The 15735-nt window shown below is 42.6% G+C and carries 15 protein-coding genes; all 15 read left to right on the top strand.

Going from position 1 to position 15735, the window contains the following annotated elements; translation table 11 throughout:
• The first annotated feature begins 78 nt into the window (after positions 1-78).
• The 15 genes from nrdR (at position 79) to F9B91_RS03180 (ending at position 15547) form a co-directional block, all read left to right on the top strand.
• On the top strand, positions 79-552 hold the full coding sequence (gene nrdR, locus F9B91_RS03100) for a transcriptional regulator NrdR (RefSeq protein ID WP_001203672.1): 474 nt from the start codon (positions 79-81) through the stop codon (positions 550-552).
• Positions 553-1722 carry a replication initiation and membrane attachment family protein gene (locus F9B91_RS03105; protein WP_150922478.1) on the top strand — a complete coding sequence of 390 codons (1170 nt, stop codon included), beginning with the start codon at positions 553-555 and terminating at the stop codon, positions 1720-1722.
• A complete protein-coding gene (gene dnaI / locus F9B91_RS03110) occupies positions 1723-2619 on the top strand; it encodes a primosomal protein DnaI (RefSeq protein ID WP_150922479.1) in 897 nt (298 codons plus the stop codon).
• The gene (locus F9B91_RS03115; protein WP_150922480.1) at positions 2616-3329 is read left to right on the top strand and encodes an NADPH-dependent oxidoreductase; all 714 of its coding nucleotides are present in this window, start codon (positions 2616-2618) and stop codon (positions 3327-3329) included. Before dnaI ends, F9B91_RS03115 begins: the two co-directional genes overlap by 4 nt.
• A gap of 13 nt (positions 3330-3342) precedes the next feature.
• Positions 3343-4653, top strand: coding sequence for a ribosome biogenesis GTPase Der (gene der / locus F9B91_RS03120; RefSeq protein ID WP_150922481.1), 1311 nt, complete (start codon positions 3343-3345; stop codon positions 4651-4653).
• A gap of 83 nt (positions 4654-4736) precedes the next feature.
• Positions 4737-5072, top strand: coding sequence for a hypothetical protein (locus tag F9B91_RS03125; RefSeq protein WP_049544585.1), 336 nt, complete (start codon positions 4737-4739; stop codon positions 5070-5072).
• Positions 5073-5137: 65 nt separating this feature from the next.
• Positions 5138-5485 carry a hypothetical protein gene (locus tag F9B91_RS11410; protein ID WP_150922482.1) on the top strand — a complete coding sequence of 116 codons (348 nt, stop codon included), beginning with the start codon at positions 5138-5140 and terminating at the stop codon, positions 5483-5485.
• 32 nt (positions 5486-5517) lie between these two features.
• Positions 5518-5805, top strand: coding sequence for a hypothetical protein (locus F9B91_RS03135; protein ID WP_191962401.1), 288 nt, complete (start codon positions 5518-5520; stop codon positions 5803-5805).
• A 145-nt stretch (positions 5806-5950) separates the two neighbouring features.
• A complete protein-coding gene (secA, locus tag F9B91_RS03140) occupies positions 5951-8464 on the top strand; it encodes a preprotein translocase subunit SecA (RefSeq protein ID WP_150922483.1) in 2514 nt (837 codons plus the stop codon).
• 80 nt (positions 8465-8544) lie between these two features.
• Positions 8545-9576, top strand: a complete 1032-nt coding sequence (locus tag F9B91_RS03145) for a 3-deoxy-7-phosphoheptulonate synthase (protein ID WP_150922484.1) — start codon at positions 8545-8547, stop codon at positions 9574-9576.
• Position 9577: 1 nt separating this feature from the next.
• Positions 9578-10609, top strand: coding sequence for a 3-deoxy-7-phosphoheptulonate synthase (locus tag F9B91_RS03150; RefSeq protein ID WP_150922485.1), 1032 nt, complete (start codon positions 9578-9580; stop codon positions 10607-10609).
• Between the two features lie 44 nt (positions 10610-10653).
• Complete coding sequence (gene acpS, locus F9B91_RS03155) at positions 10654-11016, top strand: holo-ACP synthase (protein WP_000635006.1); 363 nt, start codon at positions 10654-10656, stop codon at positions 11014-11016.
• Positions 11006-12109, top strand: coding sequence for an alanine racemase (gene alr / locus F9B91_RS03160; protein WP_150922486.1), 1104 nt, complete (start codon positions 11006-11008; stop codon positions 12107-12109). Before acpS ends, alr begins: the two co-directional genes overlap by 11 nt.
• Before the next feature lie 18 nt (positions 12110-12127).
• A complete protein-coding gene (gene recG, locus F9B91_RS03165) occupies positions 12128-14143 on the top strand; it encodes an ATP-dependent DNA helicase RecG (protein ID WP_049544574.1) in 2016 nt (671 codons plus the stop codon).
• A gap of 423 nt (positions 14144-14566) precedes the next feature.
• Positions 14567-15547: an acetylxylan esterase gene (locus tag F9B91_RS03180; RefSeq protein ID WP_150922487.1), complete on the top strand. Its 981-nt coding sequence runs from the start codon at positions 14567-14569 to the stop codon at positions 15545-15547.
• Positions 15548-15735 lie beyond the last annotated feature (188 nt).

Below are 15735 nucleotides of genomic sequence, written 5' to 3' on the forward strand. Positions count from 1 at the left end.
GTCAAGCAAAAAGAAGAATTGTTTTGGGAATCGCTTAAAAAATGGTATAATGAAAAGAAAACGATAAGGAGGGAAAGGATGCGTTGTCCAAAATGTGGGGCTACCAAGTCAAGTGTTATCGATAGTCGCCAAGCAGAAGAAGGGAACACTATTCGTAGAAGACGTGAGTGCGATGAATGCCAACACCGTTTTACAACCTACGAACGAGTAGAAGAAAGAACCTTAGTGGTTGTTAAAAAAGATGGCACACGGGAACAATTCTCTAGAGATAAAATCTTTAATGGAATTATCCGCTCAGCCCAGAAACGTCCTGTGTCAAGTGATGAAATCAACATGGTAGTCAATCGTATCGAACAGAAACTCCGTGGTCGAAATGAAAATGAAATTCAAAGTGAGGACATTGGTTCACTCGTCATGGAGGAGTTGGCTGAGTTGGATGAGATTACTTATGTACGTTTTGCCAGTGTCTATCGTAGTTTTAAGGATGTGAGTGAGCTAGAGAGCTTGCTCCAACAAATCACCCAGTCCTCTAAAAAGAAAAAGGAAAGATAAATGAAGCCAATTGACCGTTTTTCTTATCTAAAGAATAATCGGGTGTCGCAAGATACCTCATCTCTGGTACAGTGCTACCTCCCGATTATCGGTCAGGAGGCACTGAGCCTTTATCTTTATACAATTAGTTTTTGGGATAATGGTAGAAAGGAATATCTTTTTTCAAGCATTCTTAACCATCTCAACTTTGGGATGGATAGACTGATAAAATCCCTGAAAATCCTATCTGCTTTCAATCTCTTGACCCTCTATCAAAAGGGGGATGTTTATCAGCTAGCCCTCCATGCTCCTCTATCTAGTCAGGACTTCTTGGAACATCCTGTTTATCGCAGACTTTTAGAGAAAAAGATTGGTGATGCAGCTGTGGAGGATTTGAAAGTTGAAAGTGTTGATGGTGAAGAAATACCTGTCTCACTCAATCAAGTCTTTCCAGATTTGGCAGAACTAGGAAATCAAGAAGACCTTGGTCTCAAGAAGAAAGTGGCCAACGATTTTGACTTGGACCATTTTCGTCAGCTTATGGCTCGAGATGGGCTTCGTTTTGCGTATGAGCAGTCCGATGTCTTAAACCTCTTTGCCATTGCCGAGGAGAAGAAATGGACTTGGTTTGAAACCTATCAATTGGCCAAGTCAACAGCTCTTTCTCAGGTTATTTCAACCAAACGAATGCGGGAAAAAATCGCTCAAAAACCTGTTTCCTCTGATTTTAGTCCTAAGGAAGCAACCATTATCAAAGAAGCTAAAAGTAAGACTGCCCTGCAGTTCTTAGCAGAAATCAAGCAAACACGCAAGGGGACCATTACCCAAACAGAAAGAGAACTCTTGCAACAGATGGCTGGCTTGGGCTTACTGGACGAAGTTATTAATATCATTCTCTTATTGACCTTTAATAAGGTGGATTCGGCAAATATTAATGAAAAATATGCCATGAAAGTGGCCAATGACTATGCCTATCAAAAGATTCATTCGGCAGAAGAGGCAGTTTTGCGAATCCGTGAGCGTGGTCAGAAGAGTCAGGCTCAAAAAAGTAGTAAACCCAGTCTTGCTAAGTCCAATGTGCCCAAGTGGAGCAATCCAGATTATAAGAATGAAACCAGCGAGGAAACTCGTTTGGAATTAGAACGTAAGAAACAAGAACTATTAGCTCGATTAGAAAAAGGAGGAGATTAGATGGAAAGTGTCGGAGACGTACTCAAACGTCAACCTAGCCGTTTTCATTATCAAGATTTGGTCCAGAAAATCATGAAGGACCCTGATGTTGCGGCCTTTATCCAGCAAGAATCCCTGACTCCAGAGGAGTTGAATCGCAGTATCTCCAAGTTTAATCAGTATATCACCGAGCGTGACAAATTTCTCCGTGGTGATACGGATTATATTGCCAAAGGATACAAGCCGATTTTGGTTATGAATCATGGCTATGCAGATGTTTCATATGAAGAAACTCCTGAACTAATCGCGGCGGAAAAAGAAGCGGCTATTAAGAACCGTCTCAAGTTAATCAATCTGCCAGCCAGTCTCAGGAAAGCTAGTTTAGCTCAAGTTGACTTGGATGATTTGGGTCGCTTGCCAGTTTTTGAAAAGCTATTAGCCTTCGTGGAGCAATATCCAACTATTCGAAAAGGTCTCTATCTCTATGGAGACTTTGGTGTGGGTAAAAGTTTCATGGTGGCTGCCTTAGCCCATGATTTATCAGAAAAACGTGGTGTTTCATCAACTCTCCTCCACTATCCTAGCTTTGTCATCGATGTCAAAAATGCTATCGGTGATGGCAATGTGAAGACCTTGGTGGATGAGCTTAAGCTTTCTGAAGTCCTGATTTTAGATGACATTGGTGCCGAGCAGTCAACAGCTTGGGTGCGTGACGAAATCCTGCAGGTCATTCTCCAATATCGGATGCAGGAAAATTTACCGACCTTTTTCACCTCCAACTTCAACTTTGAAGAATTGGAGCAGCATTTCGCTAAAGGGAAACATGGAAATGACGAAACCTGGGAAGCCAGACGCGTCATGGAACGCATCCGTTATTTGGCTGAGGAGACTCGTTTAGAAGGAGTAAACCGTCGATGACAGAAACGATTAAACTGATGAAAGCTCATAAGTCTGTTCGAAGATTTAAGGAACAAGTCCTTCCTCAAGAAGACTTGACTGAAATCCTGACAGCAGCCCAGATGGCCTCGTCTTGGAAGAATTTCCAATCCTACTCTGTGATTGTGGTACGAAGTCAAGAAAAGAAAGATGCCTTGTATGAATTGGTGCCTCAAGAAGCCATTCGCCAGTCTGCTGTTTTCCTTCTCTTTGTCGGAGATTTGAACCGCGCAGAAAAGGGAGCTCGACTTCATACAGACTCATTCCAACCCCAAGGTATGGAAGGTCTCTTGATTAGTTCGGTCGATGCGGCCCTTGCTGGTCAAAATGCCCTGTTGGCAGCTGAAAGCTTGGGCTATGGTGGTGTCATTATTGGCTTGGTGCGATACAAGTCAGAAGAAGTAGCAGAACTCTTTAATTTGCCTGACTACACCTATCCTGTCTTTGGTATGGCACTAGGAATACCAAATGAAGAACATGAAGTCAAACCTCGCTTACCATTAAATCAAGTGGTATTTGAGGAAGAATATCAGGAACAACCCGTTGATGTGATTGAGGCTTATGACCTTGTACAGGCGGACTATGCTGGGTCGCGTGCAACCACAAGCTGGAGTCAGCGTCTAGCAGAACAGTTTGGTCGAGCAGAACCAAGCTCAACTAGAAAAAATCTTGAACAGAAGAAGTTATTGTAGAAAGTGAGAAATTATGGCCCTACCAACTATTGCCATTGTAGGACGTCCCAATGTTGGGAAATCAACCCTATTTAATCGGATCGCTGGTGAGCGAATCTCCATTGTAGAAGATGTCGAAGGAGTGACACGTGACCGTATCTATGCAACGGGTGAGTGGCTCAATCGTTCGTTTAGCATGATTGATACAGGAGGAATCGATGATGTCGATGCTCCTTTCATGGAACAAATCAAGCACCAGGCAGAAATTGCCATGGAAGAAGCAGATGTTATCGTCTTTGTCGTGTCTGGTAAGGAAGGAATTACCGATGCGGACGAATACGTAGCCCGTAAGCTTTATAAGACCCACAAACCAGTTATCCTCGCAGTCAACAAGGTGGACAACCCTGAGATGCGAAATGATATCTATGATTTCTATGCCCTCGGTTTGGGTGAACCATTGCCTATCTCATCTGTCCATGGTATCGGTACAGGGGATGTGCTAGATGCCATCGTAGAAAATCTTCCAAATGAATATGAAGAAGAAAATCCAGATGTCATTAAGTTTAGCCTGATTGGTCGTCCCAACGTTGGAAAATCAAGCTTGATCAATGCTATTTTGGGAGAAGATCGTGTCATTGCCAGTCCAGTTGCTGGAACCACTCGTGACGCCATTGATACCCACTTTACAGATACAGATGGTCAAGAGTTTACCATGATTGATACGGCTGGTATGCGTAAGTCTGGTAAGGTTTATGAAAATACAGAGAAATACTCTGTCATGCGTGCCATGCGTGCTATTGACCGCTCAGATGTGGTCTTGATGGTCATCAATGCAGAAGAAGGCATCCGTGAATATGACAAGCGTATTGCAGGATTTGCTCATGAAGCCGGTAAAGGGATGATTATCGTGGTCAACAAGTGGGATACGCTTGAAAAAGATAACCACACTATGAAAAACTGGGAAGAAGATATCCGTGAGCAGTTCCAATACCTGCCTTACGCACCGATTATCTTTGTATCAGCTTTGACCAAGCAACGTCTCCACAAATTGCCTGAGATGATCAAGCAAATCAGCGAGAGTCAAAATACACGTATTCCATCAGCTGTCTTGAATGATGTCATTATGGATGCTATTTCCATCAATCCAACACCGACAGATAAAGGAAAACGTCTTAAGATTTTCTATGCGACCCAAGTGGCAACTAAACCACCGACCTTTGTTATCTTTGTCAACGAAGAAGAACTCATGCACTTTTCTTACCTGCGTTTCTTGGAAAATCAAATCCGCAAGGCCTTTGTCTTTGAAGGAACACCGATTCATCTCATCGCAAGAAAACGTAAATAAAAAAGCAGAATCTGGAATGACATTTCCAGATTTTTTTGATAAAATGAAGTTGAAGAAAGCGCTATCAAAAAGAGGTGTTGATGATGGAACATTTGTTTAAATTGTTAATCTTATTACCCTGTTTTTACTTTTTCAGCTGGATTGAAAAGGCCAACAGAGATAGTAAATTTTTCCCAATTTTTTACTATTTTTACTGGATTTACATCACCCTCTATGCTCTTTTTAGCCTTGCTTGGACAGTTTTTTCAGTCCTATTTTTCAATATCCTATTGAGAAATGTGGCAGACATCAAGTCTTGGGGTATTTGGCTATTATTACTACTTATTGCTTTTTCCAGTTCTTGGTTAACCTATATCTTTTTCAAAAAAATGCTTCGCTTGAGACGAGAACTAGGGAAGTCTAAAGGTGGAAGGCATTGATTTATATTGGTAAGAACATTTAATAGAACGAAACTAAAGAAAACAATTTTAAAGAGGAGGTGTCGATGATGATACTGTCGTTTAATTGGTTTCATTTGATACTCTTATTTCCTTGTTTATATTTTTTCTATTGGATAGACAATGCTGACAGAAACAGTAAAATTTTCCCCACCTTCTACTATTTTTACTGGATTTATATTTCCCTTTTAGCTCTGTTTAGCTTGGATATGACAATTTTTTCATTCTTATTTTTCCCTTTTGTTCTAAATCATGAATCAGATGCTAGTACTTGGGGTGTTGGGTTGCTTTTGATAGTCTTATCTCTAGGCAGTGACTGGTTAGATTATATCTTTTTCAAAAACATGCTTAGACTAAGAAAGGAGTTAGGAAAGTCTAAGGGCGAAAGGCATTGATTTATATGGTTTTTATTGATAGGAGGTAGCTTATGGCACATCTAAAATCATTTATTACACGCTATTCCAAGGTTTATATTGGTTTAGTTCTGCTGATCTGGCTGGCTTTCTTCTTTGTTCCTTGGGATAAACCAGTTCTGGGAATATCTATCAATCTCTTAATCATGCAGAAAGTTTTACTAGTTTTTGGAATTCTGTCGATTTTGATGGCCTTGCTGTCCAAGAAAGTCAGTCTCTTTGTTTTTGGACTTATCTGTTGTCTTTCTTTTTGGATAAATCTATTTATCCTATTTGCCATTTTGCCGATTTTTGGCAATTAAAGTATCATAAAAGTCAGAGAGGTTAGCTTGGAAACTAGCCTCTTTTTCCTTTTCAAAATGGGGATTCTTCCTTGAAAATAATCAGTAATTGTGCTAAAATTAAAAGAACATTCTAAAATATTCGGAATTTAAAGTAAGGAAAAACATGGCTAATATTTTAAAAACAATTATCGAAAATGATAAAGGAGAAATCCGTCGTCTGGAAAAGATGGCTGACAAGGTTTTCAAATACGAAGACCAAATGGCTGCTTTGACAGATGACCAACTAAAAGCAAAAACAGTTGAATTTAAAGAACGTTATCAAAATGGAGAATCACTGGATTCACTGCTTTATGAAGCATTTGCGGTTGTCCGTGAGGGTGCCAAACGTGTCCTAGGTCTCTTTCCATATAAGGTTCAGGTCATGGGAGGGATCGTTCTTCACCATGGTGACGTGCCAGAGATGCGTACAGGGGAAGGGAAAACCTTGACTGCGACCATGCCCGTATACCTCAATGCCCTTTCAGGTAAAGGGGTCCACGTAGTTACGGTCAATGAATACCTATCAGAACGTGACGCGACTGAAATGGGTGAATTGTACTCATGGCTTGGTTTGTCAGTAGGGATTAACTTGGCTGCCAAATCTCCAATGGAGAAAAAAGAAGCCTATGAGTGTGACATTACCTACTCAACCAACTCAGAAATCGGATTTGACTACCTACGTGATAACATGGTCGTTCGTGCTGAAAACATGGTACAACGTCCGCTCAACTATGCCTTGGTTGATGAGGTTGACTCTATCTTGATTGACGAGGCCCGTACACCTTTGATCGTATCAGGTGCTAATGCAGTTGAAACCAGTCAGCTCTACCACATGGCAGACCACTATGTAAAATCTTTGGACAAAGACGACTATATCATCGATGTACAGTCTAAGACTATTGGTTTGTCTGATTCAGGGATTGACAAGGCTGAAAGCTACTTCAAACTTGAAAACCTCTATGACATCGAAAACGTAGCTCTTACTCACTTTATCGATAACGCCCTTCGTGCCAACTACATTATGCTTCTCGATATTGACTATGTGGTGAGCGAAGAACAAGAAATCTTGATCGTTGACCAATTTACAGGTCGTACCATGGAAGGTCGTCGTTATTCTGATGGATTGCACCAAGCTATTGAAGCTAAAGAAGGTGTGCCAATTCAGGATGAAACCAAGACATCTGCCTCAATCACTTACCAAAACCTCTTCCGTATGTACAAGAAATTGTCTGGTATGACAGGTACAGGTAAGACTGAGGAAGAAGAATTCCGTGAAATCTACAACATTCGTGTTATTCCGATCCCAACAAACCGTCCTGTTCAACGTATTGACCACTCAGACCTTCTTTATGCAAGTATTGAGGCTAAGTTTAAGGCGGTTGTCGAAGACGTTAAGGCTCGTTACCAAAAAGGTCAGCCAGTCTTGGTTGGTACAGTTGCAGTTGAAACTAGTGATTACATTTCTAAGAAATTGGTCGCAGCTGGCGTGCCTCACGAAGTCTTGAATGCTAAGAACCACTATAAAGAAGCCCAAATCATTATGAATGCTGGTCAACGTGGTGCTGTTACCATTGCGACTAACATGGCCGGTCGTGGTACCGACATCAAGCTTGGTGAAGGAGTTCGTGAACTTGGAGGACTTTGTGTTATTGGTACAGAACGTCATGAAAGCCGTCGTATCGATAACCAGCTTCGTGGACGTTCAGGTCGTCAAGGAGACCCAGGTGAGTCACAATTCTACCTCTCTCTTGAAGATGATTTGATGAAACGTTTTGGTTCTGAACGTTTGAAGGGAATCTTTGAACGCTTGAACATGTCTGAGGAGGCCATTGAGTCTCGTATGTTGACACGTCAAGTTGAAGCGGCGCAAAAACGTGTCGAAGGAAATAACTACGATACCCGTAAACAAGTCCTTCAATACGATGACGTCATGCGTGAACAACGTGAGATTATCTATGCTCAACGTTACGATGTCATCACTGCAGATCGTGACTTGGCACCTGAAATTCAGGCTATGATTAAACGCACGATTGGTCGTGTCGTTGATGGTCATGCGCGTGCCAAACAAGATGAAAAACTAGAGGCAATTTTGAACTTTGCTAAGTACAACTTGCTTCCAGAAGATTCTATTACGATGGAAGACTTGTCAGGCTTGTCTGATAAGGACATCAAGGAAGAACTCTTCCAACGGGCCTTGCAAGTTTACGATAGTCAGGTTTCAAAACTACGCGATGAAGAAGCAGTTAAAGAATTCCAAAAAGTCTTGATTCTACGAGTGGTAGATAACAAGTGGACAGATCATATCGATGCCCTCGATCAATTGCGTAATGCGGTTGGACTTCGTGGCTATGCTCAGAACAACCCTGTTGTTGAGTATCAGGCAGAAGGTTTCCGTATGTTTAATGACATGATTGGTTCGATTGAGTTTGATGTGACACGCTTGATGATGAAAGCACAAATTCATGAACAAGAAAGACCACAAGCAGAACACCATATCAGTACAACAGCGACTCGTAATATCGCTGCCCACCAAGCAAATATACCAGAAGATTTGGATTTGAGCCAGATTGGACGGAATGAACTTTGCCCATGTGGTTCTGGTAAGAAGTTTAAAAACTGTCACGGTAAAAGACAATAAAATGAGATAGTTTAGAGGCGGATACCTTGTGAAAAGTAAATTTTTACTTGGTATCCGTTTGATTTATAAGGAGATGAGTTATGGTATTTACAGCAAAAAGTCCTAAAATTAATATTGAAGAAGTTCGTGCCTTATCAAAATTAGAAGGTCAAGCTTTGGAGAGAAAATCACAGCGCGATCAAGAGCTAGAAGCCATTATACGTGGAGAAGACCAGCGGATTCTCTTGGTAATCGGGCCATGCTCATCTGACAATGAAGAAGCTGTTCTTGAATACGCTAAGCGTTTGGCAGCTTTGCAAGAAGAAGTGGCAGACCGTATCTTTATGGTTATGCGTGTTTATACTGCTAAACCCCGTACCAACGGAGATGGCTATAAGGGATTGATTCATCAGCCTAATGCGGCAGAAGCGCCTAGTCTTATCAATGGAATCAAAGCCGTGCGCCATCTTCACTATCGTGTCATCACAGAAACAGGTATGACGACAGCTGACGAAATGCTTTATCCTGAAAATCTTCCGCTAGTGGATGATTTGATTTCTTACATGGCGGTTGGTGCTCGTTCAGTTGAAGACCAGCAACACCGCTTTGTGGCCAGTGGAGCAGATTTTGCGACTGGTTTTAAAAATCCGACCTCTGGAAATCTCAATGTCATGTTTAATGGGATTTATGCTGCTCAAAACAAGCAAAGTTTCCTTTTCCTGGGAAAAGAAGTGGAAACAACTGGGAACCCGCTTTCGCACGCTATTCTTCGTGGAGCGATCAATGAGTATGGTAAGAATATTCCCAACTACTACTATGATAATTTGATGGATACCATTTCACAGTATGAGAAAATGAGCTTGGAAAATCCTTTTATCATTGTGGATACCAATCATGACAACTCTGGTAAGCAATATATGGACCAGATTCGAATTGTCCGTCAGACCTTGATTAACCGTGATTGGAATGAAAAAATCAAGCAGTACGTTCGTGGCTTTATGATTGAGTCTTATCTAGAAGACGGCCGTCAAAACGAACCAGAAGTATTTGGCAAGTCTATCACGGACCCTTGCCTAGGCTGGGAAAATACGGAAGCCCTTGTCAGAGAAATCTACCAAACGCTAGGAGAATAAGATGGCATTTATTGAAAAAGGTCAAGAAATCGATATTGAAGCAATCAAGGCAGAAACCCAATTGTCTGCGGAAGCCTTGCGTCTAAAAGAGCGTCGTGATAGAGAATTGGCAGACATTATTTCAGGAGAAGATGACCGTATCCTTTTGGTGATTGGTCCTTGCTCTTCTGATAATGAAGAGGCTGTCTTGGAATATGCCCGCCATTTATCCGCCTTGCAAAAGAAGGTGGCGGACAAGATTTTCATGGTTATGCGTGTTTATACAGCTAAACCTCGTACCAACGGAGACGGCTATAAAGGCTTGGTTCACCAACCAGATACTTCTAAGGCTCCAAGCCTGATTAACGGTTTGCAGGCTGTGCGCCAGTTGCACTACCGCGTGATTACAGAGACTGGTTTGACGACGGCAGATGAGATGCTTTATCCGTCAAATCTGGTCTTGGTAGATGATTTGGTCAGCTACCATGCTGTAGGAGCTCGTTCTGTGGAAGACCAAGAGCACCGTTTTGTGGCTTCAGGGATTGATGCACCAGTCGGGATGAAAAATCCAACCTCTGGGAATCTTGGTGTTATGTTTAACGGTATCTATGCCGCCCAAAACAAACAAACCTTCCTCTTCCATGGTCAAGAAGTTGAGACATCAGGAAACCCCTTGGCCCACGTCATCCTTCGTGGGGCGGTTAATGAATATGGAAAAAATGAGCCCAACTTCTATTATGAAACCTTGTTGAATGCCATTGAGCGCTATGAAGCCATGGGACTTGAAAATCCCTTTATCCTCATTGACACCAACCATGATAATTCTGGCAAGCAATATATGGAGCAGATTCGAATTGTTCGTCAGACCTTGCAAAATCGTGATTGGAACGAGAAAATCAAAAAGACGGTTCGAGGCTTTATGATTGAATCTTACCTAGCAGATGGTCGTCAAAACCAACCAGAGGTCTTTGGTTGCTCTATTACCGATCCTTGTCTAGGTTGGGAAAATACAGAGGCCTTGGTAGAAGAGATTTACGCTACCTTGACAAAATAAGTGAAAAGGATGGAGTTGGGGAATCTCAACTCCTTTTGATGAGAATGATAGTTGGACATGGAATTGACATCGAAGAATTAGCTTCGATAGAAAGCGCAGTTACACGACATGAAGGCTTTGCCAAGCGCGTGCTGACCGCTAAGGAAATGGAGCGGTTCACTAGTCTCAAAGGGCGCAGGCAGATTGAATATTTGGCTGGTCGCTGGTCGGCTAAGGAGGCCTTTTCCAAGGCTATGGGAACTGGTATTGGCAAGCTCGGTTTTCAAGATTTAGAAGTCTTGAATAATGAACGCGGGGCGCCTTATTTTAGTCAGTCACCATTTTCAGGAAAGATTTGGCTGTCTATCAGCCATACAGATCAGTTTGTGACAGCCAGTGTCATTTTGGAGGAAAATCATGAAAGCTAGTCCACATAGACCAACCAAGGCTCTGATTCATCTGGGAGCTATTCGACAAAATATTCAGCAAATGGGGGCTCATATCCCTGAAGGAACGCTCAAATTTGCAGTAGTCAAGGCTAATGCCTATGGTCATGGGGCTGTTGCCGTTGCCAATGCGATTCAAGATGATGTTGATGGTTTTTGCGTTTCCAATATTGATGAGGCCATTGAACTCAGACAGGCTGGACTCAGCAAACGAATCCTCATTTTAGGAGTTTCTGAAATCGAAGCTGTTTCTCTTGCTAAAGAATACGACATCACCTTGACAGTGGCTGGGCTGGAGTGGATTCAAGCGCTCTTAGATCAGGAAGAAGACCTATCAGGTTTGACAGTCCACCTCAAGATTGACTCAGGCATGGGACGGATTGGTTTTCGAGAGGCTCGTGAGGCTGGGCAGGCTCAAGACTTGCTCCAACAACATGGTGCTCGTGTTGAAGGGATTTTTACCCACTTTGCGACTGCAGATGAGGAATCAGATACCTACTTTAATGAACAGTTAGAACGGTTTAAAACTATTTTGGAAAGTATGAAAGGTCTTCCAGAGCTGGTTCATGCCAGTAATTCGGCAACGACTCTTTGGCATGCAGAGACTATTTTTAATGCGATCCGTATGGGAGACGCTATGTATGGTCTTAACCCAAGTGGAGAGGTTTTGAACTTGCCTTATGATTTGATACCGGCCTTGACCTTGGAATCTGCCCTGGTTCATGTCAAGACAGTTCCATCTGGGGCTTGCATGGGTTACGGAGCTACCTATCAAGCAGATAGCGAGCAAGTCATCGCGACCGTGCCAATCGGCTATGCGGATGGTTTGACACGAGATATGCAAAATTTCGCTGTCTTGGTAGATGGCCAAGCTTGCCCAATCGTTGGGCGAGTTTCTATGGACCAAATCACCATTCGTCTGCCTAAGCTTTATCCGTTGGGAACAAAAGTAACCTTAATTGGCTCCAACGGAGACAAGGAAATCACAGCTACTCAGGTAGCGACCTACCGTGGAACCATTAACTATGAAGTGGTTTGTCTCCTCAGCGACCGCATTCCGAGAGAATATTATTAGAAAAGAAAGGAGTGGAGCATGAATCTACATCAACCCTTGCATGTCTTACCTGGTGTGGGACCAAAGTCAGCAGAAAAATACGCCAAACTAGGAATTGAAAACTTGCAAGACCTCTTGCTCTACTTTCCTTTCCGTTACGAAGATTTTAAGACCAAGCAAGTCCTAGAACTGGAAGACGGTGAAAAGGCAGTCCTATCTGGTCAAGTCGTGACTCCTGCCAGTGTCCAGTATTATGGTTTCAAGCGCAATCGCCTGCGTTTTAGCCTCAAGCAGGGAGAAGTCGTTTTTGCAGTGAACTTCTTTAACCAGCCCTATCTAGCAGATAAGATAGAGTTGGGAGCAACCCTTGCTGTCTTTGGAAAATGGGACCGCGCCAAGGCTAGCCTGACAGGGATGAAGGTTCTGGTTCAGGTAGAGGATGATCTACAACCTGTCTATCGCTTGGCTCAGGGAATCAGTCAAGCCAGTCTGGTAAAGGTCATCAAGACAGCCTTTGATCAGGGACTGGACCTCTTGATTGAGGAAAATCTGCCCCAGTCTTTGCTGGACAAATACAAACTCATGTCCCGTTGTCAGGCCGTTCGTGCCATGCATTTCCCCAAGGATTTGGCAGAATACAAGCAGGCCCTTCGCCGTATCAAGTTTGAGGAACTCTTTTATTTCCAAATGCAATTGCAGACGCTCAAATCTGAAAATAGAGTTCAGGGAAGCGGTCTGGTTTTGAACTGGTCTCAGGAAAAAGTGACAGCAGTCAAGGAAAGCCTTCCTTTTGCCCTAACTTCAGCTCAAGAAAAGAGTTTGCAGGAAATTTTAACCGATATGAAGTCGGACCACCACATGAATCGTCTCCTACAAGGAGATGTGGGGAGCGGAAAAACGGTAGTCGCTGGCTTGGCCATGTTTGCAGCGGTGACGGCTGGCTACCAGGCTGCTCTCATGGTGCCAACAGAAATCCTTGCAGAGCAACACTTTGAGAGTTTGAAGAGTCTCTTCCCAGCCCTAAAACTGGCTCTTTTGACAGGTTCCTTGAAAGCTGCAGAAAAGCGAGAAGTCTTGGAGACTATTGCCAAGGGTGAGGCTGATTTGATTATTGGAACTCACGCTCTGATACAAGATGGAGTGGATTATGCTCGTCTGGGCTTGATTATCATCGATGAGCAGCACCGTTTTGGTGTAGGGCAAAGGCGTGTTCTGAGAGAAAAAGGCGACAACCCAGATGTCCTCATGATGACAGCGACTCCCATACCACGAACCTTAGCCATCACAGCCTTTGGCGATATGGATGTTTCCATTATTGACCAGATGCCAGCAGGCCGAAAACCTATTGTGACTCGCTGGATCAAACATGAGCAATTGCCTCAGGTCTTGACTTGGTTAGAGGGGGAAATCCAAAAAGGTTCTCAAGCCTACGTCATCTCTCCCCTGATCGAAGAATCTGAAGCTCTGGATTTGAAAAATGCCATTGCCTTATCAGAAGAGTTGACGGTTCATTTTGCAGGTAAGGCAAAGGTGGCTCTTCTACATGGTAAGATGAAGAGTGATGAAAAAGACCAGATTATGCAGGAGTTCAAAGAGAGAAAAACGGATATTCTGGTTTCGACGACGGTTATCGAGGTCGGGGTCAATGTTCCCAATGCGACCGTCATGATTATCATGGATGCCGATCGCTTCGGTCTCAGCCAGCTTCACCAGCTTAGAGGTCGTGTGGGTCGGGGAGACAAGCAGTCCTATGCAGTTCTCGTTGCCAATCCCAAGACGGATTCTGGGAAAGACCGCATGCGCATCATGACAGAAACCACCAATGGATTTGTCCTTGCGGAGGAAGATTTGAAAATGCGTGGTTCAGGTGAAATTTTTGGAACCAGACAGTCAGGTCTTCCAGAGTTCCAAGTAGCTGATATTATCGAAGATTTTCCGATTTTAGAAGAAGCCAGAAAGGTTGCTAGCTACATTAGTTCTATCGAAGGTTGGCAAGAGGATCCGGAATGGCGCATGATTGCCCTTCATCTGGAAAAGAAAGAACATTTAGATTAATACTCTTCGAAAATCAAATTCAAACCACGTCAACGTCGCCTTGCCGTACTCAAGTACAGCCTGCGGCTAGTTTCCTAGTTTGCTCTTTGATTTTCATTGAGTATAAGCTTTCTCTAAGGAAATCTTAAGCTAGCTTTCAGGTTTGGCCCTTATACTAGAGTCATCAAAAAGAAACGAGGACTCTCACATGACAGTAACGATTAAAGTAAATTACCAAACCACTTTCCAAAAGAAAGAAGCAAAAAATTAATATAGATAGAAGAAAGAGCTGGGATGCTCTTTTTTCGTTTTTAAAACTACTTTTAGTTTGTAAGATTAAAGGAAGAAAATCTAAATTCATTCTCTATTTACCCTTCTTTCTTGCATTGCTTTCTTAGATATGCTACAGTTATGATGGCGATTACAAATCAAAAGGAGTATGTTATGAAAAATCCAGCTTTATTAGAAGAAATTAAGACCTATCTAGGAAGGGATGAGGTTCCAGAGGACTTTGATGCTTTCTGGGATGAGGAAGTGAAAAAAGTTTCAACACTTCCAGCCTACCAGTTGGAGGAAAGAGATTTTCACATCCCTCAAGTCAAGTGCTATGAGTTGACATTTGAAGGAACCAATGAAGGTAAGGTCTATGCACGTGTCGTCCTTCCAAAAAGTGAGGATAAAGTTCCAATGATTTTCCATTTCCATGGTTATATGGGACGTGGCTGGGACTGGACTGACATGCTTGCCTTCACCGTGTCTGGTTATGGTGTTGTTTCCATGGATGTGCGGGGTCAGTCAGGTTATTCACAGGACGGTTTGCGTTCTCCTCTAGGAAATACGGTTAAGGGGCATATCATCCGTGGTGCTGTGGAAGGTCGGGATCAGCTTTTTTATAAGGATGTTTATCTGGATATTTACCAGTTGGTTGAAATTATTGCTAATCTGCCTGAAGTAGATGAGAAGCGCCTTTCTAGCTATGGTGCTTCTCAAGGTGGTGCTTTAGCTTTGGTTGCAGCAGCACTCAATCCTCGGATTCAGAAAACAGTTGCTATCTATCCATTTTTGTCAGACTTTAGACGAGTGCTTGAGATTGGTAATACAAGTGAAGCCTATGACGAACTTTTTCGTTATTTCAAGTTCCACGACCCCTTCCATGAAACTGAGGAGGAAATCATGGCGACCCTTGCCTATATCGATGTGAAAAATCTTGCCCATCGTATCAAGGGTGAGGTTAAGATGATTACGGGCTTGGACGATGATGTTTGCTACCCTATTACCCAGTTTGCGATTTACAACCGTCTGACCTGCGATAAGGCCTATCGCATCATGCCTGAATATGCTCATGAAGCTATGAATGTTTTTGTCAATGACCAAGTCTACAACTGGCTCTGTGGCAGTGAGATTCCTTTTAAGTATGTAAAATAATGAATGAGAGAGCCTAGTAGCTCTCTTTTTGTGTATGGGGATTGAAAGTACTTTCAAAAAAGCCGGAAAAGCAAAATATTTCTAAAAATAGAATCTATTATAGATCAACATAGAGAGAAATGTATTATTTTATTATATAATAAAGAAAAGTCTAGATTTTAAGAAGTAAAATAATTATTTAGGGAGTT

The organism is Streptococcus mitis (assembly GCF_008763935.1).
Lineage (GTDB): Bacteria > Bacillota > Bacilli > Lactobacillales > Streptococcaceae > Streptococcus > Streptococcus mitis_DB.

What these genes read in the sequence shown, in the direction of transcription:
- nrdR (WP_001203672.1), top strand. Translation starts at nt 79, where the DNA reads ATGCGTTGTCCAAAATGTGGGGCTACCAAGTCAAGTGTTATCGATAGT.
- F9B91_RS03105 (WP_150922478.1), top strand. Translation starts at nt 553, where the DNA reads ATGAAGCCAATTGACCGTTTTTCTTATCTAAAGAATAATCGGGTGTCG.
- dnaI (WP_150922479.1), top strand. Translation starts at nt 1,723, where the DNA reads ATGGAAAGTGTCGGAGACGTACTCAAACGTCAACCTAGCCGTTTTCAT.
- F9B91_RS03115 (WP_150922480.1), top strand. Translation starts at nt 2,616, where the DNA reads ATGACAGAAACGATTAAACTGATGAAAGCTCATAAGTCTGTTCGAAGA.
- der (WP_150922481.1), top strand. Translation starts at nt 3,343, where the DNA reads ATGGCCCTACCAACTATTGCCATTGTAGGACGTCCCAATGTTGGGAAA.
- F9B91_RS03125 (WP_049544585.1), top strand. Translation starts at nt 4,737, where the DNA reads ATGGAACATTTGTTTAAATTGTTAATCTTATTACCCTGTTTTTACTTT.
- F9B91_RS11410 (WP_150922482.1), top strand. Translation starts at nt 5,138, where the DNA reads ATGATGATACTGTCGTTTAATTGGTTTCATTTGATACTCTTATTTCCT.
- F9B91_RS03135 (WP_191962401.1), top strand. Translation starts at nt 5,518, where the DNA reads ATGGCACATCTAAAATCATTTATTACACGCTATTCCAAGGTTTATATT.
- secA (WP_150922483.1), top strand. Translation starts at nt 5,951, where the DNA reads ATGGCTAATATTTTAAAAACAATTATCGAAAATGATAAAGGAGAAATC.
- F9B91_RS03145 (WP_150922484.1), top strand. Translation starts at nt 8,545, where the DNA reads ATGGTATTTACAGCAAAAAGTCCTAAAATTAATATTGAAGAAGTTCGT.
- F9B91_RS03150 (WP_150922485.1), top strand. Translation starts at nt 9,578, where the DNA reads ATGGCATTTATTGAAAAAGGTCAAGAAATCGATATTGAAGCAATCAAG.
- acpS (WP_000635006.1), top strand. Translation starts at nt 10,654, where the DNA reads ATGATAGTTGGACATGGAATTGACATCGAAGAATTAGCTTCGATAGAA.
- alr (WP_150922486.1), top strand. Translation starts at nt 11,006, where the DNA reads ATGAAAGCTAGTCCACATAGACCAACCAAGGCTCTGATTCATCTGGGA.
- recG (WP_049544574.1), top strand. Translation starts at nt 12,128, where the DNA reads ATGAATCTACATCAACCCTTGCATGTCTTACCTGGTGTGGGACCAAAG.
- F9B91_RS03180 (WP_150922487.1), top strand. Translation starts at nt 14,567, where the DNA reads ATGAAAAATCCAGCTTTATTAGAAGAAATTAAGACCTATCTAGGAAGG.